At 45.1% G+C, this 26984-nt stretch carries 16 protein-coding genes and 5 pseudogenes; 18 read left to right on the forward strand and 3 right to left on the reverse strand.

The genetic code is table 11. From position 1 onward, the window contains the following. Positions 1-206 precede the first annotated feature (206 nt). The 10 genes and pseudogenes from MKY52_RS27700 to MKY52_RS27745 all read left to right on the forward strand — a co-directional run bounded on the left by MKY52_RS27700 (position 207) and on the right by MKY52_RS27745 (position 18058). A complete protein-coding gene (locus MKY52_RS27700; protein WP_341054972.1) occupies positions 207-3011 on the forward strand; it encodes a glycoside hydrolase family 2 TIM barrel-domain containing protein in 2805 nt (934 codons plus the stop codon). A 654-nt stretch (positions 3012-3665) separates the two neighbouring features. Beyond that, positions 3666-6308, forward strand: coding sequence for a glycoside hydrolase family 2 protein (locus MKY52_RS27705; RefSeq protein ID WP_341054973.1), 2643 nt, complete (start codon positions 3666-3668; stop codon positions 6306-6308). Continuing rightward, positions 6301-8406: a hypothetical protein gene (locus tag MKY52_RS27710; RefSeq protein WP_341054974.1), complete on the forward strand. Its 2106-nt coding sequence runs from the start codon at positions 6301-6303 to the stop codon at positions 8404-8406. Before MKY52_RS27705 ends, MKY52_RS27710 begins: the two co-directional genes overlap by 8 nt. 275 nt (positions 8407-8681) lie before the next feature. Further along, a complete protein-coding gene (locus tag MKY52_RS27715) occupies positions 8682-9614 on the forward strand; it encodes a carbohydrate ABC transporter permease (protein WP_218640913.1) in 933 nt (310 codons plus the stop codon). Positions 9615-9619: 5 nt separating this feature from the next. Continuing rightward, entirely contained in the window at positions 9620-10504 is an 885-nt protein-coding gene (locus MKY52_RS27720) for a carbohydrate ABC transporter permease (RefSeq protein ID WP_283907397.1), read from the forward strand. Positions 10505-10645: 141 nt separating this feature from the next. Next, a complete protein-coding gene (locus MKY52_RS27725; protein WP_341054977.1) occupies positions 10646-12073 on the forward strand; it encodes an ABC transporter substrate-binding protein in 1428 nt (475 codons plus the stop codon). A 100-nt stretch (positions 12074-12173) separates the two neighbouring features. Then, on the forward strand, positions 12174-14621 hold the full coding sequence (locus MKY52_RS27730) for an alpha-L-rhamnosidase-related protein (RefSeq protein WP_341054978.1): 2448 nt from the start codon (positions 12174-12176) through the stop codon (positions 14619-14621). A gap of 64 nt (positions 14622-14685) precedes the next feature. Beyond that, positions 14686-15714, forward strand: coding sequence for a cache domain-containing protein (locus tag MKY52_RS27735; protein ID WP_341054980.1), 1029 nt, complete (start codon positions 14686-14688; stop codon positions 15712-15714). A 521-nt stretch (positions 15715-16235) separates the two neighbouring features. Beyond that, positions 16236-16601 (forward strand): annotated as a pseudogene (locus MKY52_RS27740) (DinB family protein); the annotation flags it as partial. Between the two features lie 197 nt (positions 16602-16798). Continuing rightward, a complete protein-coding gene (locus MKY52_RS27745; RefSeq protein ID WP_076286753.1) occupies positions 16799-18058 on the forward strand; it encodes a M24 family metallopeptidase in 1260 nt (419 codons plus the stop codon). Positions 18059-18114: 56 nt separating this feature from the next. Here the strand turns inward: MKY52_RS27745 and MKY52_RS27750 are convergent, their stop codons facing one another. Further along, positions 18115-18789, reverse strand: a complete 675-nt coding sequence (locus tag MKY52_RS27750) for a CerR family C-terminal domain-containing protein (RefSeq protein ID WP_340969519.1) — start codon at positions 18787-18789, stop codon at positions 18115-18117. Positions 18790-19106: 317 nt separating this feature from the next. Here MKY52_RS27750 and MKY52_RS27755 point away from each other — a divergent pair. From MKY52_RS27755 to MKY52_RS27790, 8 genes and pseudogenes are all read left to right on the forward strand, one after another. Next, positions 19107-19583: pseudogene (locus MKY52_RS27755) on the forward strand (recombinase family protein). Between the two features lie 91 nt (positions 19584-19674). Next, positions 19675-19854, forward strand: a pseudogene (locus MKY52_RS27760) (recombinase family protein); the annotation flags it as partial. An 18-nt stretch (positions 19855-19872) separates the two neighbouring features. Further along, positions 19873-20514, forward strand: a complete 642-nt coding sequence (locus MKY52_RS27765; RefSeq protein ID WP_341055656.1) for a zinc ribbon domain-containing protein — start codon at positions 19873-19875, stop codon at positions 20512-20514. A gap of 264 nt (positions 20515-20778) precedes the next feature. Beyond that, positions 20779-21123: a hypothetical protein gene (locus MKY52_RS27770; protein WP_341054982.1), complete on the forward strand. Its 345-nt coding sequence runs from the start codon at positions 20779-20781 to the stop codon at positions 21121-21123. Positions 21124-21256: 133 nt separating this feature from the next. Next, a complete protein-coding gene (locus MKY52_RS27775; RefSeq protein ID WP_341054983.1) occupies positions 21257-22909 on the forward strand; it encodes a nuclease-related domain-containing protein in 1653 nt (550 codons plus the stop codon). 302 nt (positions 22910-23211) lie between these two features. Beyond that, positions 23212-23319 (forward strand): annotated as a pseudogene (locus tag MKY52_RS27780) (DUF255 domain-containing protein); the annotation flags it as partial. A gap of 26 nt (positions 23320-23345) precedes the next feature. After that, a pseudogene (locus MKY52_RS27785) lies at positions 23346-23441 on the forward strand (DinB family protein); the annotation flags it as partial. A gap of 42 nt (positions 23442-23483) precedes the next feature. Then, positions 23484-23732, forward strand: a complete 249-nt coding sequence (locus tag MKY52_RS27790; RefSeq protein WP_042188352.1) for a hypothetical protein — start codon at positions 23484-23486, stop codon at positions 23730-23732. A 218-nt stretch (positions 23733-23950) separates the two neighbouring features. On the opposite strand, the gene MKY52_RS27795 is transcribed toward MKY52_RS27790, so the two are convergent. Both MKY52_RS27795 and MKY52_RS27800 read right to left on the reverse strand, forming a co-directional pair. Beyond that, complete coding sequence (locus MKY52_RS27795; RefSeq protein WP_341054986.1) at positions 23951-25678, reverse strand: cache domain-containing sensor histidine kinase; 1728 nt, start codon at positions 25676-25678, stop codon at positions 23951-23953. 31 nt (positions 25679-25709) lie between these two features. Further along, positions 25710-26951 (reverse strand): response regulator, encoded by a 1242-nt coding sequence (locus MKY52_RS27800; protein ID WP_341054987.1) that lies wholly within the window; start codon positions 26949-26951, stop codon positions 25710-25712. Positions 26952-26984 lie beyond the last annotated feature (33 nt).

Raw genomic sequence — 26984 nt, forward strand, 5'->3', positions numbered from 1 at the left:
TTGCGGCTTTTTTTATTGTTCTGAGATTACTATTAAATCTTGTCATCAGGCACATTCATGCTACGGCTATATTGGAAGATTAGACCTGTCGTCATTCAAATGAGTGTTAACCACTCTACTGAATTATCTGGCTTAATATGCTAAGCTTTACATAGTAGAGCATTATACTGCTAGAGTTCAGTGATTACCATAATAGGAGTGATATTTTGCAGACAAAGATCAACCTAGAAGGCGAATGGAAGTTGCAATTGGATGAGACAAAACAGGGACTAACCTTGCCTTTTACAGATGTTATCACACTGCCGGGAACAACGTCATACGCACGTAAAGGACCAAAGAACGAGGAAGTTTTAGTAAGCGCTCTAACCGATGAATATTTGTTTGAAGGACAAGTCTGGTTCGCAAGAGAGGTATTCATTCCGGATGAGCTGGCCGGTAAGGCCTGCTATCTATTTTTGGAACGGACGAGACTTACGACGCTTTGGCTGGACAATACGGAGATCGGTAGCCGTAATAGTCTGAACACCCCGCATATATATGAATTGCCGAAGCTACAAGCTGGAATTCATACAATCACCGTCCGTGTGGACAATATCGATTACCCAACCAAAGGCGGACATTTGACTTCACAGGATACCCAGACCAACTGGAATGGAATTACCGGTCGTATGGAGCTTCAGTTCTATGGGGAATCGCAGCTTACTAATATCCGACTGGAGTCGAATCTGGCTGAACGTACGGTTCGTATTACAGCAATTTTGGACAGCAACAGTGAAACTACGCTTGCGGTGTCTGCCCAAAGCTTCAATAGTAAAGAGACACACGCGGTGGACGAGCGTGAGTTTCCTGTTTCACCGGGGCTTTTTTCCGTCGATTATGTGCTAGGCCAAAACGCGTTGCTCTGGAGTGAAGGCGCTCCCAATCTTTATAATATAACCCTTGTTTTGAAAGACAGGGATGGACATATTACTGACCAACAGGAGCTTATCTTTGGTTTGAAGGAATTCCGAGCGGAGGGCGACAAGTTTACAATCAACGGAGAGAAAACCTTTCTCCGCGGCAAACATGACGGCCTGATATTCCCGCTCACCGGCCATGCCCCAACTGATGTCGAGGAATGGGTAAGAATCCTTGGCATTTCCAAGTCCTACGGTATCAATCATTATCGCTTCCATACCTGCTGTCCACCGGAGGCTGCATTTACCGCTGCGGATATGCTTGGGATCTATATGCAACCAGAACTTCCATTCTGGGGTACAATCACGGAAGAAACCGATGATGGCCATAATCAAGCAGAGCAGGATTATCTGATCAGTGAGGGTTATGCCATTCTCCAGGCCTTCGGCAATCATCCCTCCTTCGTGATGATGTCCCTTGGTAATGAGTTATGGGGCAGTAAAGCTAAAATTGATTCTTTCCTAAAGGACTATAAAGCGTTCGATAATCGGATTCTCTATACACAGGGCTCCAATAACCACCAATGGGTACCGGAAATTCTGGAACATGACGATTTCTTCAGTGGGGTACGCTTCTCCAGAGACCGACTATTTAGAGGCTCTTATGCCATGTGTGATGCACCACTAGGACATATACAGACTGCCTTGCCGAGTACAATGAAGGATTATGATGATCAAATCGTACCTTTGGATCTCTTAAATGGAGAGAAGATCGAAGATACAGCTGGCGGTGAGATCCAGATTCAGTATGGTACCGAAGCCAAGACCGTGAAGGCAGATGAGGCTTCCGGAGAATGGATACCGCACATTCCTGTTGTTTCGCATGAGATTGGACAATACGCAACCTATCCAAATTTTGAAGAGATCGAAAAATATAACGGACCACTCAAGGCCGAGAATTTCAAAATTTTCCGTGAACGCTTGGAAAGTAAGGGACTGGGGCATTTAGCCGCTAAATACTTCGAATGTTCAGGGCAGCTGGCCGTAGCCTGTTACAAAGAGGAACTTGAGGCGGCATTCCGCTCCCGGCGGCTTGCCGGCTTCCAGCTCCTGGATCTCCAGGATTTCAGCGGTCAGGGAACAGCATTAGTAGGTGTCCTCGACGCCTTTATGGATTCTAAAGGAATGATTAGCCCTGAGGAATGGCGAACCTTCTGTAATGATGCCGTTCTGCTGGCGAGATTTCCTAAGTATAACTATGTCTCCGGTGAACCGTTCGATGCTCATGTAGAGCTCAGCTGCTTCCGCAGCGGTTTGCCAGATACACTTGAATTACGTTGGGAACTAACTGTGGATAACGGTATTTTGACAGAAGGGACAACCGAGGTGAACGTTCCTGCAGGAACGAATTACATCGATATCTGCGATTTGGAAATAACGCTGCCTGTAGTTGACCGGATGAGTACAATCGTATTGTCTCTCTCGATACAGGGGACAGATATTCGTAAGAGCTACGATCTATGGATTTACCCAGAAAAGAGCGGCAATATGCTGGAAGGCATCCATGTGTTCGACAAGCTGTCTAGTGATGCGCTTGCACTGCTGGAGCAAGGTGAGAACGTGCTGCTGATGCCGAAACCGGAAACTCTCCAAAATGCTGTCGAGGGTTATTACTGCACAGATTTCTGGTGTTACCCAATGTTCCGCTCTATCTCAGAGAGCATGAACCGGCCAGTTCCTGTGGGTACCATGGGGCTGTTAATTGATAACAGCCATCCTGTATTCCACGAGTTCCCTACCGAGGAGTATTCAACCTATCCATGGTGGAATATCGTTCAGCACTCAAAATCCATTATCATGGATGAAGCTGATCGCAGTTGGAATCCCGTGGTGCAGACCATCGACAATTTTGAAAGAAATCATAAGCTTAGTTTCCTCGTGGAATGCAGCGTAGGAGCAGGCAACTTACTAGTGTGCGCTTTAGATGCAGATAAGGTAAGCGATACGCCTGAAGGAAGACAGTTCTTATCAAGCCTTGCGGGATACATGAGATCCGCAGCGTTCAAACCACAATACAAAGCAACTGTTAACGAGCTTCTTGAGTTAATCAAGTAGGGGTTTGCTAAGACTCTTCATTGTATTTCATATGGATGAACAGAACACAGGGACAGTGCTCCTTTATATACGATGGACCGTTTAACAGCAGAGCAGCGATTCTCTAAGTCACGAGAGAACCGCTGCTCTTTTTGTGCTAGTTAGGAGGCAGACTTCAACTTCAACAGTGTAAACATCCTCTAGCTTGTGAGAGTTTCGAACTCCAGTGAACCTATTGCTTAGAAAGAGGCTCAATTACAGAGTTTTTTATGCGATTAGCGACTATAGGGTCCGTTAGCATTCTAAAAGTGTAATAATACTGCGCTTAGGGTCATCTCAGTCCGATAGGTGCTACGTCGTTGCAAGAGTTCTTGAATCTCAAACTAAACAAAAAGCAAAGGAGATCCCAAGTGGCCATTCACAGCTTGAGGGAACTCCTTTTTCGCGTTCTACAAACGGCTTGTTTCTAGAATGGTTGTTTGTATTTATCTGCAACTGCGCAGATTAACAAACGATTTCACAGGGTTAGGGGCCTTCGAAAATGATAACCCGATGCTATCATTGGTAATGAAGCTGGATGAATAGAATTGTAAGCGCATTAACCGATGGCGCCAGAGCCGTTCTTAGTCATGAACAGCGCCAAATTAAGCAGGATTTGGGGGAACGGGAGAAGACATGAAACAAATTTTATTGAACGATCTAAAGTGGGAAGTCAAAGGGTACTGGCCTTGGGTTCCGTTAAAGGGCACCAGCATGGAGCTAGGGCAGGAATTGATGGGAGTTACAGACTGGATGCCAGCTACTGTGCCGGGTGGAGTTCATTATGATCTCTACAGACAGGGCTGGATTAGCAATCCTTATGAAGAGTTGAACAGCTTAAGCTGTGAATGGGTAGAGAACCGTTGGTGGGTTTACCGCACGACTTTGAAACATCCTGAGCTGAAGGCATCCCGAGTTGAACTGGTCTTTCAGGGGCTAGACTATGAAGCAGCTGTTTACGCCGACAATATCCTGTTGGGTGAACATACGGGAATGTTCGAGCCTGCTGTATTTGATGTTACAGATCTCCTCTCGGAGCGGGAGAGTCTGGAAATCTCAGTGCTACTGAAGCAAGCACCGGATGAAATGGGGCAAATCGGTAAAACTTCGGCCACCTTTACGCAGAAGAGCCGTTTTAATTATAAATGGGATTTCTCCACCAGGTTAGTTAACGTCGGAATCTGGGATGATGTGGTACTGAGGGTTCACCGGGATTGTTCTTGGCAAGACGTGTCGATCACTACAGATGCAGAGCTTGGTGAGAATGACGGACAGGGGTCTGGTCGAATTTCTATTCAGGCAAGCATCAAACAGATGGCTAGTCCTGAATATGCACTGGCGATGACAGCTAGCATCACTTGTTCTGATCCGGAGGGGAATCCGCTGGTGGTTCAGACATACTCGGTTCTCGTGGGAGAAGTTCTGAACGCGGAGCTTGATATTCCTGAGCCTCAGCTATGGTATCCGAACGGCTACGGAGAGCAACCGCTCTACAGCCTTGAGCTGAAGCTGCTGGACGAAGAGGATATGGTGCTGGATACCCGGAGGTTACAGACAGGCATCCGCAAGCTCGATTATATCCTTAATGAAGGAAGCCCCGACAACGCACTACCTTATACGGTCGTGATCAACGGGCGCAAGATTTATATAAAAGGTGTAAATATGACACCCTTGGATCATCTCTACGGAAATGTGACGATCGAACAGTATCAGCAGATGATCTATTTAATGAAAGCGGCACATATCAATCTTGTTCGGGTATGGGGCGGCGGAATCATTGAGAAAAAAGCCTTTTACGATTTATGTGATGTGAACGGCATTATGATCTGGCAGGAGTTCATTCAATCGAGCTCCGGCATAGATAATATTCCGTCCAAGCAGCCTGAGTTCCTGGAACTGCTACACACAACGGCTTGCACCGCACTCCGTGACAAACGCAATCATGTATCGCTGACGGTATGGAGCGGTGGTAATGAATTAATGAGTGAACCGAACAAGCCATCAGACCTCAGCGATTCCAATCTGGCGATGCTGAAGAGTCTGGTGGAGCAGTATGATCCGCAGCGGCTCTTTCTGCCGACCTCGGCATCTGGTCCGGTGGAATATATTACGGAAACCAAGGGCCAGGGTCATGATGTTCATGGCTACTGGAAGTATATGGGCAACCCGTATCACTACGAATTATATGGCAGTAACGATAATCTGCTGCATAGTGAATTTGGAGTGGACGGTCTGAGTTCTCTCAAAAGCCTAGAGAAATTTCTGAATGCTTCCAACCGCCAGCCTGTCTCGATGGAGCAAAGCGCGGTATGGAGACATCACGGGGAGTGGTGGGATACGCTAAGCCGTGAAGAAGAAATGTTCGGTAGCATGACTGATTTGAAGCAGTTCTCCGCTTGCAGCCAATGGATGCAGGCAGAAGGAATACGCTTCGTGCTGGAGGCTAACCGTCGCCGTAAATTCCGGAATAGCGGCAGTATTGTCTGGCAGTTCAACGAGCCATGGCCGAATGTGTCTTGCACCAATCTTGTAGATTATTATGGTGAAACTAAAATGGCCTACCACTGGGTGAAACAAGCCTTCCGTCCGCAGCATGCTTCGCTAGATTATCGCAGCCTACTTTTAACGCCTGGTACTAGATTTCATGGAAATGTATTCGTGCATGGTGTGGATGGAGGCAAGGTAAAGGTTGATGCAGAAGTGCTAGATGCAACGGGCAGAAGCCTATATCGGCAAACCTTCGAGGCAGAAGGAGACAAAGATCGTGCTGTCTGTGTTGGGGAGTTGAATTTCAGCGTGCCTGAGCCTGAGGATCTATTATATTTTGTCAGATTGTCATTCCGGAACATTGAAGAAGAATCGCAGCAAAATTTATATGTGTTCTCTACCGCTAACCAACATCTTTATGCCCCAGCACTTGATCTTACAGGTGGCAACCTTCAGGTGCGGCAGGAAAGCTTATGGCAACCTACTGGTGTAGGAAAGATAAGTCACCAAGCTCACTTCACTCTCCATAATACTGGTAGTGAAGTACTGTTACATGTACATGCAGAGGAGAAGGGGGACCGCTACTGGATGGAAGCAGAAGAACAGTTCCTCACCCTTTTTCCAGGAGAAAAAAGGACGGTGACGGTTACTTGCACACCAAAACTGTCGGGAGGATTTCTGGCTGGGGAGAATTACTGTAGTACCGACGGTCTGCCAGAAATTAAATTTTGCTCGTTTCTGACAGCACATGGCGATACGATACCAGATGAAGGAGAAGGAATTTATGAGTAAATCATTGTGTTTTGTACCGGGGAAATACGTTCCGCTAAGTCGTTTTATTCTGAGTGGTGGATCTGAACCCATTGCTCTACCCATTACTAGGGCTGTGGCCGAGTACTTAAAAATGCACGATGCAGAACTACTACTGGCCTGCTTGCGGAGCGGTGAAGTAACTTATCACAAAGCCGGTTGGTCAACCCTGCGAGAGGATACAGTCGAGGCTGAAAAGGCGGAAGGAACCCAGAATTCAGAGGAAGGAGTGTTCGTATTGGTCAGTCCGTTACTGATCAATACGCTTCCAGTAGTGTCACACTGGGATAACAGTGCTGCTGAGGGGAAAGGCGGCTTCCGTTATGGTGGGACCGACGGCATCGGGACCCTGCGGATGGACGAAGCTGGAGAGAAGGTTGTAGCTGAGCATGTACGGCTCTATAATAACGATCCAGATAGCCCTTATGTATACAATACCGAAGATTATCAGTTGTTCGGCAGTAACGAAGGGGATAAAGAACTTAAAACCCCGCAATTTGAACGCTATATTGGTGACCGCTACAGTCTCTATGCAGTAGATGATTTAGTTGCCATCTCCTTGAGCGACCGTATCCTTAAGACCTTCGGGTATCCGGTGGTCTACCGTAATGAATCCGCTGACGATGGGGCTCTTTTAAGCAATGCGCCTGTGTTTCAGCTCATTAGCGGCAGTCTGTTAGTTACGAAGAATGGTCAGCATAGCCTTGCGTCCTATATTTTGCCCCCCAATTGGAGTGCGAAAAACGTTAAGGGCTATCCGCTGTTATTCAACGGTTATTATGATGCCAATGAAAATACCTTCAGCACTGTAGGTCCCTCATTTCTGGAGATCATCGGAAAGACTCTGGCCAGCACAGGCAAAGGTGTTGTTGGTGTTCTCTGGAACGGCGGAGGTTACATCGGCAGCCGCTCTCTGCAAAGCTCCATTTACGCCGGCATTGGGGCGGCAATTGCCAGAGGCCAAGATAGCTATGGTGGTGATGCGGAGCAGGTTGTGGCCGTGGGTGGCTCACGCGGTGGGCTGACCGCGTTGCTGGCGGGAGGCAATCCTCTAAGGCTGCCGTACCGGGTGCGGTACACATTGTGTTATGCACCTCCGCTAATTCTGAATGGGCTTACCCGTGAGTTTGCGGAAGGGGCATGCCCGTTGATCTGGCATGTGGCAGAGGTGGACACCGGTTACCGGGATATCTGGAAGAAGGACTGGCGGCATCCTCAGACCGGAAGATCAGGTATCGAGACTCTGCTACGGACACTAACGGGAGCTGGTGACTCTGCAAGTCTGCGGGAAACGACCGGACTGGAATCCAATTTCTTCCTAGACGGCCTTAAAGCGAGCGGCACTAAGCTACTGATAAACCACGGCACGCATGATGCCTTTACCCTCAGCCGATTCAGCTTTGCCTTCGCGGCCTTGGTCCGGAGTCGCGGCATTCCACTTCGCCATGAGATCGGCTACCGCTTCGGGCATAACAACTGCACGGACCTTTACGAGCAGGCTGCTCTGTGTCTAAAAGCTATACTACAGGAACAGGAGCTTGAATTCACGGGGACGGTGCATTATCGAAGACGCAGTTCAGCTGCGGGCGAGTGGGAGCAGACGGAACGTTTTGTTCCGGTTCATCAGCCAGTTTTTCTGGAGGCACCGAAGTTCGTTGCGGTGGGTAGTCCAGTGGCTTGGACTCTTTATGGAGAGCCGGGAATGGAATACCGCCTAGAGCTGGGAATCCTAGATCAGCAGGCTTGGGAACAGAAGCAGCAGGTAGTCCGTAATGAGTGCATTACCCTCGCGTCCGGTGTTTTACCTGACAAACAGCATCCTCTTGAACTCTGCTCATGGCAGGATGGGGTAAGTCAACTCGCTGACGGGCAGCATGCGAGTTATTATCTCTATGAGTTATCTTACAGGCTCAAGGGTGAACAGGACTGGAACGTAGTATCTCCATCCCGTGTGCCGCAGCCCGGCGTGGAGCCGCAGGCGGTACTCCGCATTTTGGAGGAGCAGCCCAATCCGGCGAGCGAAGCATTTCGAGCGGAAGCAGCCGTCCTATGCATTAGCTCAGGGCTAAGTGAGGCCTAAACAAAACGTCATACCATGAACATAAGCGGTGTACGACCATTCCGGTGCGTACATCGCTTTTTTTGAAATATAAGAAAGTATAAGTTTCATACCATACACAATCTCTTATATTTCTCGCATGATTGCTTGCCAGCAAAATAAGTAGCTTTACAAACGCTTTCGCAGGGTTACCGGATTTCGAGGTTTTGTAGGAAGCGCTATCATTTAAATATAACAACTATACAACGCCTGACCGGAGTGAATTCTTGGCTTCGGGAGGAAGGAAGGACAGGAGCATGATTGGAAAAACCACTGAACTAAATCCTTTAATGACTAAGAAAAAGAAAGGTTATCCTGTGCGGCGTCTATTTAGAGATTGGTCATCTTGGATATTAATTGTCCCTACGCTGTTTGCCTTTTTCTTTTTTTCCTGGCAGCCGCTGGTCAAGGGCATTGTGCTCTCTTTTTTCAATACAGAGGGTTATAATGCCGTAAGCTTTGCCGGACTGCAGAATTACAAGGATGTGATACAGAACTCAGCGTTTCAGCAGACACTGACCAACTCTTTCGTGTATGTGTTCTGGTCGCTGCTGATCGGTTTTGCTGTACCCATTATAGTCGCAGTTGTGATCAATGAGCTCAGGCATGGGAAATCGTTTTTCCGCTTTTCGGTCTTTTTTCCGAGCATGGTTCCCGGCATTGCTGCCTCGATGTTATGGATGTTTCTGTTTGAGCCTGGGAAGGGCGGCGTGCTGAATATTATGCTGAGTGCTCTGGGATTCCCGGTGCAGCAGTGGCTTCAGGACCCAGACATGACGATTATGCTGATTATTTTCACGATTACCTGGCGGAATTTTGGTGGAACGGTACTGCTCTATCTAGCCAGTCTGCAAAGCATTAATCATGATCTGTACGAAGCGGCTTCCATCGATGGTGCGAATGTATGGCGGAGATTTAAAAGCATCACCATTCCGCAAATCTCCAGCATGATCGGATTGATGATGATTTTGCAGATTAGCGGTGTATTTCAGATTTTCAACGAGCCTCTGGTCATGACCGAGGGTGGGCCAAACAATGCTTCGATGACGTTGATGCTGCAAAGCTATTATTATGCGTTCCGAAGTTTTGAAGCAGGGCATTCTATGGCGCTGGGGGTTATTACTTTTCTTGTTCTGATGGTGCTAACTATTATTTATTTCCGGCTGGATAAGAAATTGAACAGGGAGTAGAAGCTATGAAAACAAAAGAAGCATTTGGCATTATCGGCAATATAGAATACAGGTCACCTTGGGTACGCGTGCTGTATTGGTGCATGTTCATTCTGATGATTGTGCTTGCCGCCGTCTGTATTCTGCCTCCGGTCTGGATTATGGTTTCGAGTCTTAAAGACATCAAAGAGTTTTATGCGATCCCGCCAACCCTGATTCCTCGCTCATTCAATGTAGGCAAGCTATGGGAGACCTGGCAGGAATTTAACTTTCTCAGTTACTATCTGAATACGGCTTACTTAGCTGTTGGTTCTGTACTGTTCTGTCTTACGTTTAACGGGCTGGCAGGATATTTTTTTTCTAAGCTGAAGCCTCGAGGGAGTGCACTGCTGTTTGCCCTGATCGTGTGGACTATGATGGTTCCGAATACAGTCGGTATGGTGCCGCTGTTCAAAAACCTGATTGATTTTCCACTGCTGCACTTGAATCTGACCAATACCTACTGGCCGATGTGGTTTATGGCTGCTGTGAATCCGGTGGTAATTCTGATCTTTAAAAACTTTTTTGATACCATTCCACTGGCGCTGCTGGAAGCGGCCAAAATTGACGGAGCGAGCACCATCGGCATTTTTATCAGGATAATCCTCCCGCTTAGCGGACCAGTTATGGCCACAATTACGATACTAACGATGAACAGTGTCTGGCAGGACTTCTTCTGGCCTTTTATGGTGCTGAAGGATAAATCGACCTGGTCGGTCATTGTGGCGATCTATAATCTGAAAGCGACTTTGCCGCAGGACATTCAGTTTATTGCGCTGACGTTTGCGATTCTGCCGCCGATTATTCTGTTTGTTTTTTTCCAAAAGTACATTATGAACGGACAATCCATGGGCGGCAGCATTAAAGGGTAACATCACCCGATCACAAACCATTTCACAGTTTTGCCCCGTAGGGTGCTGCAGAAGGTGCGTGGTAAGATGATTTCAGATTTAAAAGAAAGCGCTTTACATGTTGTGAAGAATGCTTTAACAATAAGACTAGGGGGAATTACATTGAGAATCGAACACACCAAAAAAATTACAGCTACACTGGCGCTAACGCTGCTCCTTACGGCCGGTCTGGCTGGTTGCGGAGGTTCCAAAGAAGAGAACGCCGGAGTGAATACGGAGGAAGCGAGCAACAAACAGGTGACGATCAAGGTCAGTAACTGGCCGAAGCCGAATGAGGAAGCCAAAATCGCCCAGTATGAGCAGGTTATGGCGAAGATGAAAGCTAATTTTCCGGATATCATTGTGGACAAGGATGAATGGGGTTATGACGTCAGCTCTTTCCTGCCTAAAGCGGCCAGCGGTCAGCTTCCAACGGTTTACGAGACCTTTTTTACAGAAACAAGCAAAATTATCAAGGCAAATTACGCAGCTGATATAACGGATACTATGAAAAAATACGGCTATGATCAGGCGATCAATCCAGATCTGCTTAAAATGGTTACTAAAGACGGAAAATATTACGGGATTCCGAAGGACGGATACGTCATCGGCATGCTCTACAATATGAATCTCTTCAAGGAAGCTGGTTTGTTGGACGATAAAGGCATACCAAAGTTCCCTAAGACATATGATGAGCTGGCAGAAACCGCGCAGATCATCAAGCAAAAGACTGGTAAGGCGGGAATGTTCCTACCAACAAAAAGTGGCCAGGGCGGTTGGATGTTTATGAATATTGCCTGGGCTTACGGCGCGGAATTCGAAAAACAGGTAGATGGCAAATGGCAAGCGGTGTTCAATTCTCCAGAAGCAGCGGCAGCACTGCAATATGTGAAAGACTTGAAGTGGAAATATGATGTACTGCCGGACAATAATCTGGTGGATGTTACAAATGATATGTTCCGCTTGTTCGGAACTGATCAAGTCGCTATGAGCTTCGGCACGAATGACTGGTCTCCAGTCATCCAGCAGCAGACCAAAATGTCGAAAGACAACGTAGCAATGTCCGCACTTCCAGTCGGACCGATCGGTAAACCTGTAACCCTGCTCGGCGGTGGTCTATATATGTTCTCGCCTAATGTAACACCTGAGCAGATTGATGCTGGATTCAAATGGCTAAAAACCTACGGATTCACTCCGGAATCCTCAGAAGAGGCATTAACTGGTTGGGATATCGAGAAAAAGACACTGAGTGATCAGGGGCTGATCGTAGGCCCTTACGGACTGCGGATTTGGACAGATGAGAAACGGATCGGTGAAGAACAGAAGATTCTCGACAAATACAACAATGTGAACCTAGATTTGTTCCGTGATTATATGGACAACGGCAGTAAAGGCATGCGGGCAGAAGAGCCGGTCAACGCTCAGGAATTGTACCAGAAGCTGGATATTGTACTGCAAACCGTCCTAACGGACAAAAACGCAGATCCACTGGAGATTTTGACTAAGGCTGCTGAAGAATTCCAACGTGATTATCTCGACAAGGTGAAATAAACACAGTCAAACGGCGGCGTCGTCCTTCTTAAGGGCGGCGATGCCGTTTCTGCGTACATTGCCAAATTCTACTCTAAGGGATAAAGAAGAGGTGCATTATATGGCAGCAAAAGAATGGGGAGACTGGAGCGCGCGTTGGATCTGGCCTTTGGATGAGGAAGGGACAGAAAGTTGGGAGCAGCAACACGAGCGAGTGTATTTTCGCAAAATGTTTGAGCTGCCAGCTGGAGCCGAGAGGGCCTACAGTCTGAATTTGGCCATTACTGCTGACAGTCGCTACAGACTCTTTGTTAACGGACAGCGTTTATGGGCCGGTCCTTGCAAGGGTCATGGTCATGTACACTATTATGAGGAGTTCAATTTGGACGACGTTTTGCAACCAGGTATAAATGTGATTGCTGTTATGGTAGTTCATTATGCTGGGACTTCGCCATTTGAGCTGGGTGAAGACGGTCCTCTATCGATTTGGCGCTCGCAAAAAGGCGGCTTGCTTGTAGAAGCGGATGTTATGAACAATGGTCAGCTTGTGCAGGAACTCAATACGGATACCTCATGGAAAAGCACTAGGGACCACAGCTACCGTCTTCAGCCGTTTCCGATTATGCGCTGGATGGGCGGATTGGAAGAGGTGGAGGGGGACATGTCGCTGTTGGATTGGACTCTGCCGGAATATGACGACAGCGCCTGGCTAGCCGCAGGGATTGTACAGCCGGTGCGGGATGATTATGGTCAATTAACCCCCTGGCAATTGGCGGAGCGACCGATTCCGCTGCTGTATGAGCGCGAGCAACTCTTCCTGAAGCTGATGCGCAGCAGCAGTGGTGAAGGGGAAGCCCTTTTTGAAAACGGGCATAGTCTGGAGCTGCGGAATGAAGCTGGTGGAGCCTCGACGCCATTAGCAGGAATACACGTGGAAGCGGGACAACAACTCTGGCTGGAGCTGGATGCAGGTGAGCTAATCACAGCTTATCCGCAGCTTAAGCTTCTTGGAGGGAAAGGTAGCCGGATCACCCTACTGTACGCCGAGTGCTACGAAGAAGAGACTGGGGATGACGAGATCCGTCGCAAAGCTGTCCGCGATGATATGCAGGAGCATGTGTTAAGAGGCGGATATGACAGCTACCATCCAGCCGGTTTTGGCACCTCGGTGCAGATGGAAAGCTATGAGCCATTCTGGTTTCGTACCTTCCGGTATGTCCGGCTGGAGGTGAATACTGGAGCTGAGCCTTTGACGATATCCGGCTTCAGTTATCGGGAGACCGGATATCCTTTGCTGCCGGAAGGAAGCTTTCATTGCAACGATGAACGATATAACCAGCTCTGGGAGCTGAGTGTCCGAACACTACAACGCTGCATGCATGAGACCTACGAAGATACGCCGTATTATGAACAGTTGCAATATACCATGGATACCAAACTGATGATGGAATTTACGTACCTGTTATCAGGAGACGACCGATTGGCACGGAGGGCAATGGAAGATTATAGGGCTTCGCAGCTGCCAAACGGCATGTTGCAAAGCCGCTACCCCTCTGTGCTGCCACAGGTCATCCCCTCCTTCTCTTTATATTGGATCGGGATGCTTCATGACCACTACAGATCCTTTGGAGATCTGGCTATCGTAAATCGGTACCGACTGCCACTGTTATCCGTATTGGACTGGTTCGATCAGCGGCTGACACCGCAAGGTCTGGTGGACAGAACGCCTCGCCAATATTGGAATTATTTTGACTGGGTAGAAGAATGGCCACTTGGTGCACCAGACTGTACGGATGATGCACCTGCAACCGTGCTTAGCTTGATGTATGCAGCCGCGTTGGAGCAAGCGGCTGAATTACTTGCCGCCAGCGGGTGGACGCAGATTGCATCTGAGTTGCGTCAGCGCAAAGCCGCGGTCAACGCTGCGGTACTGGATTGCTGTCGCCAATCGAACAGCTTGATGTTCCGCGACAGTCCGGCGGCAACAGCGGAAATGCAGCTTAGCCAGCATACGCAGGTCTGGGCGATTTTAGCTGGCACGGTGGACGCTGTAGAGGGGGCAGCACTACTAGAGGCTACAATGGCTGACACATCACTGGCTAAACTTTCGCTGCCGATGAGCTATTATCTTTTTCGCGCGTTGGAACATTGCGGATTGTATGACCGCTCCTTCGGACTATGGGCTCGTTGGATGAAACAGCTGGATTTGAACCTCACTACACTCCCCGAAATGGATTCTGTTGGAACCAGAAGTGACTGTCACGCCTGGAGCGCGCTGCCGATCACTGAGTTCACAAGAGGGATATTGGGTGTCCGGCAAGGGATAGAGGGAATAACCGTAAAGCCACATTGCGGCGAACTGCAACAGGCCAGTGGAACCGTAAGCACAAGTCTGGGCCTAATACATGTAAAATGGGAAATCCGTTCAGAAGCGGATATGAAAAACTTCTACATGGAGGCTGCCTGGCCAGCCAGTACGGTAATTACAATCATCCTGCCAAATCATGAAGTGCTGCTGACAGATGCAGGTTCTTTTTATAAGGAGATCGACATTAGTCACTTTAGCTGATAGTCTGATTTCAATTGATCTTCGTTTTCGTTGATTCATACACCAGAGGGGGATGGGGTGTTATATGTTCAGATCATTCGGCCGCAACATCCGCCTTGTCCTGGTGCTGTTTATTACCGTTTACATTGCCGCTTCGAGTTTCATTTTGTATCGTACTATGGAGCATAGAAGTTTGGATATGTTGCGGCAGTTGTCCGTTCAATACACTGGCCAGCAGCATAAGAACACTCTTTTGTTCATGAACTGGCTGGAGGAGACCTCGAAGCTTATCTCCAATAATCAGGTGGTACAAAACGCTCTGAAAAAACCAGCGTACGACGGAGCGATTTCTCCGATACTTGAGGGCATTCGCTCCTCTAGCAGTGACATTCTCGGCATTTATATTTGGGGTGAAGCAGGGGGGACGTACTCCTCGAGCAATGTGTCTGGGCTTCTCCCCTTTGCAGAGATCAAGAAAGTTCCGGGAATGGAACAATTTCTGGATAATCAGGAGCAAACTTTGCGCTGGACGGTGCTAAACCGGGAACATCTGATGAACGCACCTTCTGATCTGCGCGACCGTCTGCTGCTTGAGGTAAAAATTCAGAACACGGAGGGGCAAATTTTAGGTCTGCTCTCGCTCGAAGTTGAGATTGACAAGCTGTACAGCTTCTATCTGTCAGGTAAGAATACGATCTACGGCGGGAATGAAGTTTATCTGCTGACAAGTAACGGAAAGCTATTGAATGCGGCGGATGTGCCCATGAAGCGACTGCAAGAAATTAAAACAGCGCTGGCCACACCAGAGAAGGATAATCCAGCTATGCCGGAAGAACAAGATAGTTCTAGTAGCGGTGCTATGGATTTGTTGGAGCGTGAAACGGCCGACGGCTTGATTTTGCTCTATCCGCTGCCCGAATCGGACGAGCGGATAGTCACCTATATCTCTGCAGACGGGATGAATGCAGAGCTGCGGACATTTAAGTATTTAATGATTGGATTAAACATTGTCGTGTTCATAGTGTTCTGGTTGCTGATTTCAATGCTTAGTGGCAGTATTGTTAATCCGCTGAAACAGTTGTATTTGAAAATTAACTCCACGATGAAAGACTAAGATTGGCAGTCGGAATGGCAGACAGAATCTATGAAGCATTGGAATTTCAGGCTACCCGCTAAAATCTGCAAAAGGTCACTGGCTAGCAGTGCTTATATCTACTCAGACAAAGAGGTGTCCCCAAAAGCAATGAATTGATTGCTTATGCTTGGGACGCCTTTTGGTGTTTTTAATAGAGTAGAGAATGCGATGCACAAACTAACCTATGCTTCAACATATCTCGCTCTGGCAGATTAAACTAGTGTCCAAATACACTTAATCGTCTGCTCTTAGTAAAATAGGGTGTTTTGAAAGTCTCTAATTCGTCTGACTCATCTGATTCACTCTAGAACGTTTAACTTACGGGGACTGAAAAATAAAGTATCAGACCGGGAAAATAAATCAATAGACTGACGAGGCATTACACTTACGAGCAGTTAATGTCACAAGAGGAAATAGCAGGTTGATATCAAATTAGTTTGTCTGAATAGTTAGAATTTTAATATTTCGATGATATAAATTAGGAAAATGACTGGTTCTCTTGGTGTGAAGATGTATCTGAAGATGAATTGCTTAAAGCTCGTATTGGCGGTGTTGGAGGAATCTTAAAAACGCTGTTTCACATCGTTTATTGGGAATATAGTTGGATTCACAGCGTATTGCAAGGAAAGGAAAAATTTGAGCAAGAGTCCTTCGAGGCTTACAGAAGTCTGAAGCAGATACGAGATTTATCAATACAGTTTCACGCAGAAGTGGAGCCATTTGTTACGTCATGGATACCGGAGATGGAATGTAAAGAGCTGACACTTCTACGTGATAATGGTGAATGGATAACATATAAGCATGGAGAAATCATGCGTCACGTCATCGCTCACGAAATACATCACATTGATGAGATGTTCGTATGAAACCATTGTTAAGAAGCTTTCGTCAATTTCATTCATTTGAATTAATCAAATGAATGAATTATACTTGCAATGTAACAGGTTCATTCATGACATCTATTGGAAGGGAGCCATTCGCATGTATACGGTTGGATGATGACAAAAGGCAACGATCAGCAATGAACTCTGGAAAGAAATAATTGTTAGGAGGAGAAAGAGGTATGAACAATCAAGATACTAGAATCCCTACCTACTCACTTGAGGAAAGAGATCGTAGATGGAATATTGCAAATCAGCTAATGGAAGAAGAGCATGTGGATGTATTGATTGTGTATGGAGATCGAGAAGGTGCGTTCCCTGCTGTATTTAACCCGGACACCTACTTTACGAATGAGCGTCCAGGTTCTATTGTCATTTTCCCTAAGAATGAAGAGCCGATCTCAGTTGTCTTTTTAGCCACTGCTGTGGAAGATCATATTCAAGCTGGATATACGAATACGCAAGGCTGGATACGCCCGGAAAATATGTATGTCGGAAAAATGGGTGCGCACATTGTCAAGATTATGGAAGAGAGAGGACTTACAAATAAAGCATTTGGTGTGATTGGCTTAGAGCCTTATCCTCCCTATTACTTTGATGGAGCCATGCCCTATAATACTTGGCAAACGATCCAAAAGGGATTACCGAATGGGACCTTTAAGTCTGTGGGACACAAATTTTTCGCACTGTCTTCTGTGAAAAGTCAGGAGGAGATCGAGGTATTAAAATGGTCAGCGAACGTTGGGGAAAAAATGTGTCAGGCGATGCTTGAGGCAACGAAACCAGGCGTGAGAGAAAATGAGATCTATGCGGCAGCGATGAATGCTTGTGCGATCCATGTCGGGTTCACGACAACGATATTAATGGGATCAGGACCAGAGTTCGTAGGATGGGGATTGCCCGCATGGACATATCGACCAGAGCGGCCACGGGTGATCCAAGAAGGAGATATTATTTTGGCCGAGGTATTTTCATCATTCGGAATGCTGGAGACGCAGCATCAGCCTTCAATCGCTGTAGGAGCTGTGCATCCGGATTTTGAGCGGGCGGCAGCGGCAGCGAGACAATCGTATGAGAACGGAGTAAAAGAACTGCGGCATGGGGCTACTTTCGGAGACGTGGTCAAAGCGATGAATGAGCCAATGCGTGAAGCAGGAGGCTGGCACGTTCATCCGCTTATTCATTCCATTAGTCCATTTGGTCTTATTGGGGTTGGCGATGAGATTGCACGGTTGCCTGAGGCGAGAGAGTACGGGAAAGTGCTGCCGATCCCATCCATAGGGTTAGAGACCGAACTCAAGACAGGAATGGTGTTTGCATTTGAGCCGAATTGTGCGATTGGTAAGAAGGTCATTAATCTTGGCGGAACGGTGATCGTGGGTGAAGCTGGGGGGATTGAACTAAATAAAAATTCTACTCATCTGATGAGGGCAACTTGGTAAAATAGCAAAAGGGTACGTATAGAGGAGTGTTTATGTCTTTGTTACGTACCCTCTTTTTAATGAGAATAGCCGCTGCATGTACGAATCGACATTTCGCCAAGCTCCTTGGCGATCAAAGCAACGTGTGCTTCATCCAAGTCTTGAATCCCTTGGCGTCTGAAATAGGTTTCCTTCGCCACAGAGAACGCAACCGATTGTCCAATAATTGCATGTGCGATTAATATCGTTTTTGGATCTTTTGCGTCTAGATCCATTAATTTACTCACCAAGACGGCAATCATCTGATGTAGTGGCTGGAAGAATTGTTCATACAAAATGTCATAAGCCTCTGTAGGCTGCAACTGCTCTCTTGCGATAAATACACTTCTTGCATTGGCTTCATGATTGCCAATCATCGTCTTGGAAAATTGCGTCATGACTTTTTTAAGAGCTTCTGTGGCTTCTTCTTTTGACCGTTTCTCAATCTCTTCTGTCTCAATTAGAGCTTGCTTCAAAAAATCATCTTGAACGGCTTCTGTCAAGCGACGGGCAACCGCTAAGTACAATCCTTTTTTTCCACCGAAATAATACGGAATCGCCGATTGGTTCACACCAGCTTCATGTGCAAGAGTCCGCGTACGTACGCCTTCATAGCCATTTAATCCAAAGATCCGTAGCCCTGCTTCTAATAAACGAGTTTGGGTGGAGTCTTCATTTCCTTTATTCATATCGCTGCTTAGGTTTGTATTCAATGTCCATTCCTCCATACTGTTGAGTATAATTAATTCAAATGAATTAATCAAACTAACTTCCGTTATGAAGTGCGACACGTAAAACAAAAAGGCCCATGCTGGTGTACATGCTGTGAAAATGCCAGGCAGAACCGCCCATTCCATGGAAGTTGCTTTTGGTGTGGTGGCCAGTCAATACCCTCAAGGATTGGAAGAATGTGTTAAATGGTGATTCTACGTATATCTATGCACAGTATTAAGCACGTAGCTGTCTATTTAAGAAAATCACGGGAAGATGGTGAGTTTGAAGACGTTCTCTGAAGCATAGGGATACCCTTCTGACCTTGGTAGAGAATCGAAATTGGACCTATAGGCTGTATGAAGAAGTGGCCTCTGGTGAAAAGTTAGAGTCCCGTAAGGAAATGAAGAAGTTACTTCGGCATGTTGAAGACCAGCTCTATGATGGAGTAGTGGTCATGGATATTGACCGTTTAGGGCGTGGAGAAAACAAGGATTAGGCACTCATTAAAGATACATTCTTAAACTCAGAAACGGTCATTATCACACCAAACAAGATATACGATCTGGAAATAGACAATGACGATGTATCATTTGATTTCATGTCCATTTTTGCCAGAATAGAACACAAAACGATTAAGCGAAGAATGAAGCAGGGCAAAGAGGCTGGGGCGAAGAAAGGCATGTGGACAAACGGAAAGCCACCGTTTCCATACTATTATGATAAGAACACAAGGTCGGTACTGGTGGATGAAACGAAGCGTCCGATTTACCGAGCGATTGTTGAAAATATTTGAATGGAACAAACCTTGGTCATATTGCCATTTGGTTGACGGATAACAAGATACCTACGCCATACAACATTAAGCCCGATGGAAGAATAAGGGATGGTCAAATATTACGGTTCAAAGATTGCTGGCAAGTGAGATCCATTTGGGTTATATCACTTATGGCAAAACCCGTTCCAAGCGTGGTCAGGTGGAACTTGTACCTGAAGAAGAGCGGATTAAAGTCATGGGAACACATGAAAAGCTGAAAACGCCTGAAGAACATGAAGACTTTATGGAGCGGCTGCTTAAGAATTGCATGCTGAACCCCAATTCAAGGCGTAACATTTTTCCTTTGTCAGGGTTGCTGTATTGTGAAAAGTGCGGTTCACGGATGAGATTCCGAGTAGGTGAGAATAAAAAGCAAGGGCAGCACTGGAGTGCATTGTGCTATCACCAGTACAAAGACGGAAGCAAATGTGAGCAGCGTGGCAAGGTAATGGATGTTGACTTTTTCAATACGATATATGACCGGATTATTCATGTAGACCCGAACATTTTACGGGAGATTGAATTGCATGGAAGTAGGTACAATGATACTCAAGTGATCATCGAGGTCAAAGCGCAGGAATTGAAAAAGCAGAAGCGGGCGCTGGACAAGCTGCATGAATCGTATGAAGAGGACATGATAACGAAACAAGTGTTTTTAGAGCGTAAAGCTATCCGGTCTAGACAGATACAAAAACTGGAAGAAGAGTTAAAGGATTTGCGGAAGGTTGTAGTAGATGAAGGGAATTATCCGACTGTGGAGCAGATATATGAGCGGATAGGTGAGTTTAGGGAGTTGTGGGATTTAGCAGTGTCGAGTGAGGAAAAGAATAAGGCGTTGAAGAAGCTGGTGGAGCGAGTTGTGTATAATCGGGAAGGTAATCGGGTGGAGTTGACGGTTTGTTATAGATGATTCAATTTGAAATACGTTGTTGACTTCTGGAAAATATACCAGAAGTCTCTTTTAATATAGTACAATCTACCTATAATTATAGTTTGTCAGAAATATGGAGATGAAAACACAATGTGGCCTTTAGGAGAATATGAAAGACAATAACTTTTGGTCTGCTTATTGCTGATTATCGTCAACAGTTAAATAGAGAATATATTCTTAATTATATAAATAGATTTAACTACAAGTCTGGTAAGTATATTAACTTCTACCTGCCAGGCTATTTTGAAGAAGAGATTTAGTTCTCAGCAAATTATCAAAATTAAAGATAAAAAATACTATTTTATTGAAGATAAGTATACGGAGTTTTTAGAGAAACTCGAAACTGATTTTGATCTTGAATATATATATAACCCCAGATTAATTCTTATGGAATATGAGCAGGGGAATTTTAAAAGGACTAAGAGAATAATAATTGAGCTAGATAATGAAGGAGCAGATATCAAGAAAACAGGGGAGCTATTTGAAACAATTTTTGATATAGCAAAAAGAAATGTGAATATTAAGGATTTCTCTAAAGTATTGACATTACATGAGTTTGAAAATGGATTATTTGATCGAATTGTATAGATAGTAGATAACAAATTTTTGAATGAAATTGTAGATAGCCATAGCAGGGTGAAAAAATATAAAATAACATAAAAATATGTAGACATATTTTATCTAGGACTACATTGATTTAATTAGGAGGCCATATAGTATTATGACTACAACAACAGTTTTAGAAGAGAAAGCCAGAAGAATTGCGCAAACTTCTGAGAAAGCACAATTGTATTTGGATAAAATATATTTTCCTTACATAACATTTCAAAGTCAAGAAAAACACTTGAAATCTTTTTCTGATCTAATAAAACAGTATGATTATGAGGGGATCTACAAAAGTAATAATGAAAAAAGCGGTATTTTTTATTCAATTCTAGGTTATCAATATGATGAACTAGATAGATTGTTCTCAAAGAATACAACCTATTGTCTAATCATAATGCTCCGTTTACTTGAATATAACAGGCACTTAGCTCTTGTTCTTGCAAATTGGTCTAGAAACTTTGAAGATAACAATAGTAATTATATTAATGAAATTGTAGATGTGTTTTTGAAAGAATTACTTAGAAAACTTGAACATGGCAAAAATGAATCAGAGATTTATTTGTTATATAGGCATTATGAAAATATGTTGGCCCTACATCTGCGTGGAATAGAACTGGTTATTGAACGAATGGTATATTTAAGCTCTAAACGAGTCTTTACCATTTTTGATGAAAATTCTGATGAAATAAATGAAATGGATATTAATAAAATTTTTGATCTTGCATTTGATCTTGCAAATTTATATAATTACAAATTACTTTATACAATTGGTGATTTTAAAAAAGAAGAGCTTGTTTTGGATTCAAATGAAGGAATTGTTTTTCCAATTGCTAATTCAATTTTTGAGGATCCAGATTATGCTTACTTTAACTATATAACAACTTCACGTAGCGTTGATAAAAGTTTCATGTTTGATAACGACGATTTGAATGGGAAAATAAAACTTTATTATGGACTTACTCCGGAAGAAATGTTAATCCTGCTTGATAAGTGCAAGCGTGAAAATCTTACTGAGACATTTATTACAGATAAAGAAGCGTTTATTGATTTTATAGTCCAAAATACACAGTTTCCAACAGAAAATGTTGCTACCTTTGTGGAAAATTTATGTTTCAAATTAGAAAAAAATGAGTTTCACATTGAGGGAGCGTCAAGAATAAGAAAAGTCAGTAGAAGATTTTTAGTAGAAATGGATGGCTTTTATATATTTCCTTTTGGACTACTGGTTAGCTCGATATTTAATATCCTTACTGATTTAATAACTGGGGAAACAGAGTTTAATGAATTATCAAAAGAATTAAAAAAGCATATGAAAGAGAATAATAGAGAGTTCGAAAATGAAGTTTTCAAGATTCTTCAATCTATTCCTGGTGCAATTGTAGAAAAAAATATTCACGCTCTTAAATATCCTGGAGGTAAGATTGCATTTCCGAAAGAGATAGACATAGTTTTATTGTATAACTTTAAAATTTATATAGTAGAATGTAAGGACATACCGTTAAAGACAGATATGAAAAAAATAAGTAATTTTGAATCTAAGTTAAGGGGAGATTTTAGCCGCAAATTATCTGAAAAAATCAAAGAAGCTGATACTCACAAAAGATTATTATTAAATCACCTAGGAGACAAAAAGGAAGCTTATATTAATTCAGAGGTTCAGGGATTTTTTGTACTTAGCAGCTTTTTTAATACCGATATCAAAAATTCTGAATATCCTATTGTGCTGCTCAAAGACTTGGAAGACTTATTGAAAAACAATGAAATATAATTAGTGTCTCTCTTGGTGTTGATATTGCGTTGCGCTACGGTATTGGAAAGAAGAAATGAGCATCACATTAATAAAAAAGGTAGTTGGGCTTTACAAAAATATTTAATCTAAAGTCTGAGAGCAATCATAAAAGGTAACTCATATCATATGGAGTTACCTTTTTATTTTCACCTGCGTCCTTCCCACCAATTTGGCTAAACTAACCCCAAGCAATACTTTACCCCAATCCCACCGAAACGAGGTGATGCCCCATGACAACTCACAAAGCACCCAATAGATTAGCCAAGGGATAGTCACCGCATTTGCTGCAACACGCACATAATCTGGTAAACTGGTTCCCTTGGTCGGACGAGGCTTTCGAAATAGCCAAGCGCGAGAACAAGCCTGTCTTCCTTTCTATTGTGCATAGCTATTTATTGAACCACACGTACCTGTCATTGGTCAGTTGTCTGTATGGGCGAGAGAAATTGGGCGGGAACCGATCACAGCGAATCTACTTCGTAGGGGCTTGTTCAACTATTGGGCTGGATAACGTTATGGTAAGATAATGCAATAGAACATATGGGGTGAAAAAATGAGAATGTATGCTCTTCTTACAGAACCAATAGGGGACATCAGTAAGGTAATGATTTATGAATCAAAGTATCGTGTTTATTTATTTCTATTTGAAACTCATGAAAATAAGGGTGCAAATGCTGACTATTGTTATGAAACATTAGAAGAAGCAATGGAATTCTGCAATGAGGAACTAAACATAGTTGAGGAACAGTGGGTTGTTATTAACGATCCTAAAGACGGGGAACAACACGATATTATTTACTAAACCAGTATTGACAGCATTGAGCAAACAGGAAACGTTTCTGAAACGTAATAGCGGCAGTCCAGGGCTTCATTTTCCCCGCGACATTGAGCAGAATACCTACCCACACTGCTCACACGTCAAAAAAAGAAATCGTTCTTTGTGAGAAAAGTGGAAGTACCACCTACCTCTCAAAAAAGGAACGATTTCTTTGTAGTGTCCGCATTCATTAACAATCTTAGTTAATTGGGCAGCTCCTTCTTCAAGCTAATCGTAACCGTGGTGCCTTGCCCCGGAGTGCTGGAGATGCTTAGCCCATATTGAGGACCGTATTCCAGCTTGATCCGTTCGTCCACATTTCGCAACCCATATCCGCTCTGGAACAGCACATCTTCCTTAGCTTGGCTAAGTGTCGCGCCGTTGGCAAAGCCGACTCCGTCATCCGTCACTGTAAAGCGAATCTCATCCTCCAGCAGCTCGCCTTTAATCCAGATTCTGCCCATGCCACGTTTCTCGCTGATGCCGTGCTTGATCGCATTCTCTGCGATTGGCTGAAGAATCAGCTTTAGAATGCGGACTTTGTGCAGCGATTCCTCAATATCGTATTCAATCTCGAATTTATTCGGGAAACGCATTTGCTCGACCGTCACAAAACTCTCCACCAAACGAATTTCTTCGTCGACTGTAACGAATTTATCGCCTTTATGCAGGCTAATCCGAAAAAAGGTCGCCAGAGAAGAAATCAGCCGCTCAATGTCGGGCTGCTTCTTCAGCCGGGCAATCCAGGCGATCGCATCTAACGTGTTGTAGAGGAAATGAGGATTGATCTGCGACTGCAGCGCAGTCAGCTCCGCCTTTCGCTGCTTCTCTTTTTCCTCATCTTTTTCAAGCATTAATTGGCTGATCCGTTCTACCATCTGATAGTAGCTGTTCTCTAGCTGGAAAATCTCATCGACCTGTGCCCGCTGCTCATAGACAGCTGCTAAGTCTTTTTTGCCAAACAGACTCAGCTTCTTCTTCAAGTTCAGTAGTGGTCGGGTGATTTTGGCCGCCAGATAAAAGGAAAGAATCAGTAGCACAATGAAGGTAACACTGGCGAAAAGAAGGGCATTTCGGTTACCCTTGGCAATTCCCTCCAGCAACTTATGGCTAGAAATCACACTGGTGAACTCCCAGCTAACGCCAAGCGTTTCCAACCTAGGATTCAAAGGATAAGTAGCAATGATATAGGAATTCCCGTTACCTGACCAGGTGCGGTAGCCTTCTTTCTGACCCGGACGAAGAGGGGCGTTCTCCTCCAAAAAATTGCCCAAGAGCCGCTTGTCGGGGTGAGATATAATCCGGTCGCTGGAAGTCAGGAAGGAGTAGCCAATGCCAGTGAAACTGGAGGAATAAAGATCTGCCAAGGCGGCTTCTCTGACATAGATGATGACGACCCCGATATTTTGCCCCGTATTGAAGTTGCGGAATTGCTGTCCGAAGGGGATATAGGCATTACCGTCGCCATCTCGTTTGATTTCACCGACAACAGGCATGCTGCTCTCCTGTATACGTTTAATGAACAAGGCTTCGGGAACCTCGAGCATCTGCTCCTTGGACTGATAAGAGTAAAGCATATTATCATTGGTGTTGATGATTACATTGCCCACCAGATCATTCTGTGCCAGCATACCGTCGATGATAGCCCCGATCCGTGATTCCTTGTCTGCTGCCGGTAGGGAATCGTTATTAATGATCTGGTAAATGTCGCTGTTCACAAGAAACCGCAGGAACAACATCTGAATGTCATCGACCATCAACTCCACACTGAGCCCAATTTGGCGCTGAGTCTGGACCACATGGCGATACAGATCCTTTTGCAGATAGGTATAGGAATAGAAGTTAAAAATAACAAGCATCAGCACCAGATGCAGAGACAATCCCACTAACAGGACAACAACAATCCGACTTTTGATCTTGAACCTCCGCATCCAAGAATCCATCCGGTTGGCCATCGTTAGCTTAACCATAGGTTTTTGCATATTCGCTCGGCGGGATGCCCGTCATCTTTTTGAAAATCTGGCTAAAGTATTTGGAGTCGGTGAAACCAACCTGATTGCCAACCTCATAGACCCGGTACATCGGATTGCGTAGCATACGTTTGGCTTCTTCAATCCGATATTCCGTCAGACATTCATAGAACGTCTTGTTCAAATCTTTGCGGAATAGATGCATTAAATGGGTTGGACTGACGAACACCGCAGCAGCAACCATCTCCACGGTAATGTTCCCAGCATAATGCTCCCGGATAAAAGCGAGGGCGTCTCTGATTTCACGCCGGCATCGAGCTCCGGCCTCTTCCTCAGCGTACAACACGCGTTCAATACCAGACAAGGCACGCTGCGCAGCAAGCACAGCCTGTTTGTATGAATCTACGATTCCGTTCCATTTTTCAGTTGGTTTGCCGATGCCAACGCTAAGAGCCTGGCCGAAGTGCTGCTGGCTCCATTCCGATAGCTGCTTACCTAATCTGCGGGCAGAATCACCGGCAAGCTCAGGTTCATCGGTTCGGAGAATCATAACCCACTCCAGATGACTATCGCGGAATAGACAGAGCTGTTCAAAAGAATACGCTTCCAGAATAACCGCTGCTTCATCCTCTAACGCTTTGCCTACATCAGTTCCTTGAAGACCATTATCAGCAGGGAAGGCTATGGACAGCGGCAGCATAGCTTTTCCTGGTTCCAATTGCAGCTCCAGCAGCTTTATTTTGCTGGTAATGAATTCCTCACTATGCAGCTGGCCATGCAGTAAATCCTGCCAGAATTGTTTGGATATCGCGGCAATTTCCTCATTAAGCTGTGAATATCGCTTGGAGAGTTGCTTTTTCCCCAGGATTTCTTCGCCAACGCTTCGTACTGTATCTGCGAGTTCTTCTATATTAATGGGCTTCAGCAAATAGGTGGAGGCACCATAACGTAATGCAGCCTGCGCATATTGAAATTCGTCATAACCGCTAAGTACGACAATGCCTACGAGCATGTCCTGCTCCCGTATTTTCTCGATAAGTTCAAGACCGTTCATATACGGCATACGGATATCGGTAATAATCACATCCGGGCGGTGCTGTAGTGCAAGCTCCAAACCCTCCTCGCCATTGCTGGCTTCTCCTATGATCTCGACGTTGTATTCTGCCCAGTCTATGGTTTGGGTGATGCCCATACGGACGAGATATTCATCATCTACTATAAGCGCTTTTAACATTGGCCTCACCTCGAAGTAGTTTCTAATATGTCT

The sequence above is a fragment of the Paenibacillus sp. FSL P4-0184 genome (assembly GCF_038004625.1).
Classification (GTDB): domain Bacteria; phylum Bacillota; class Bacilli; order Paenibacillales; family Paenibacillaceae; genus Paenibacillus_AQ.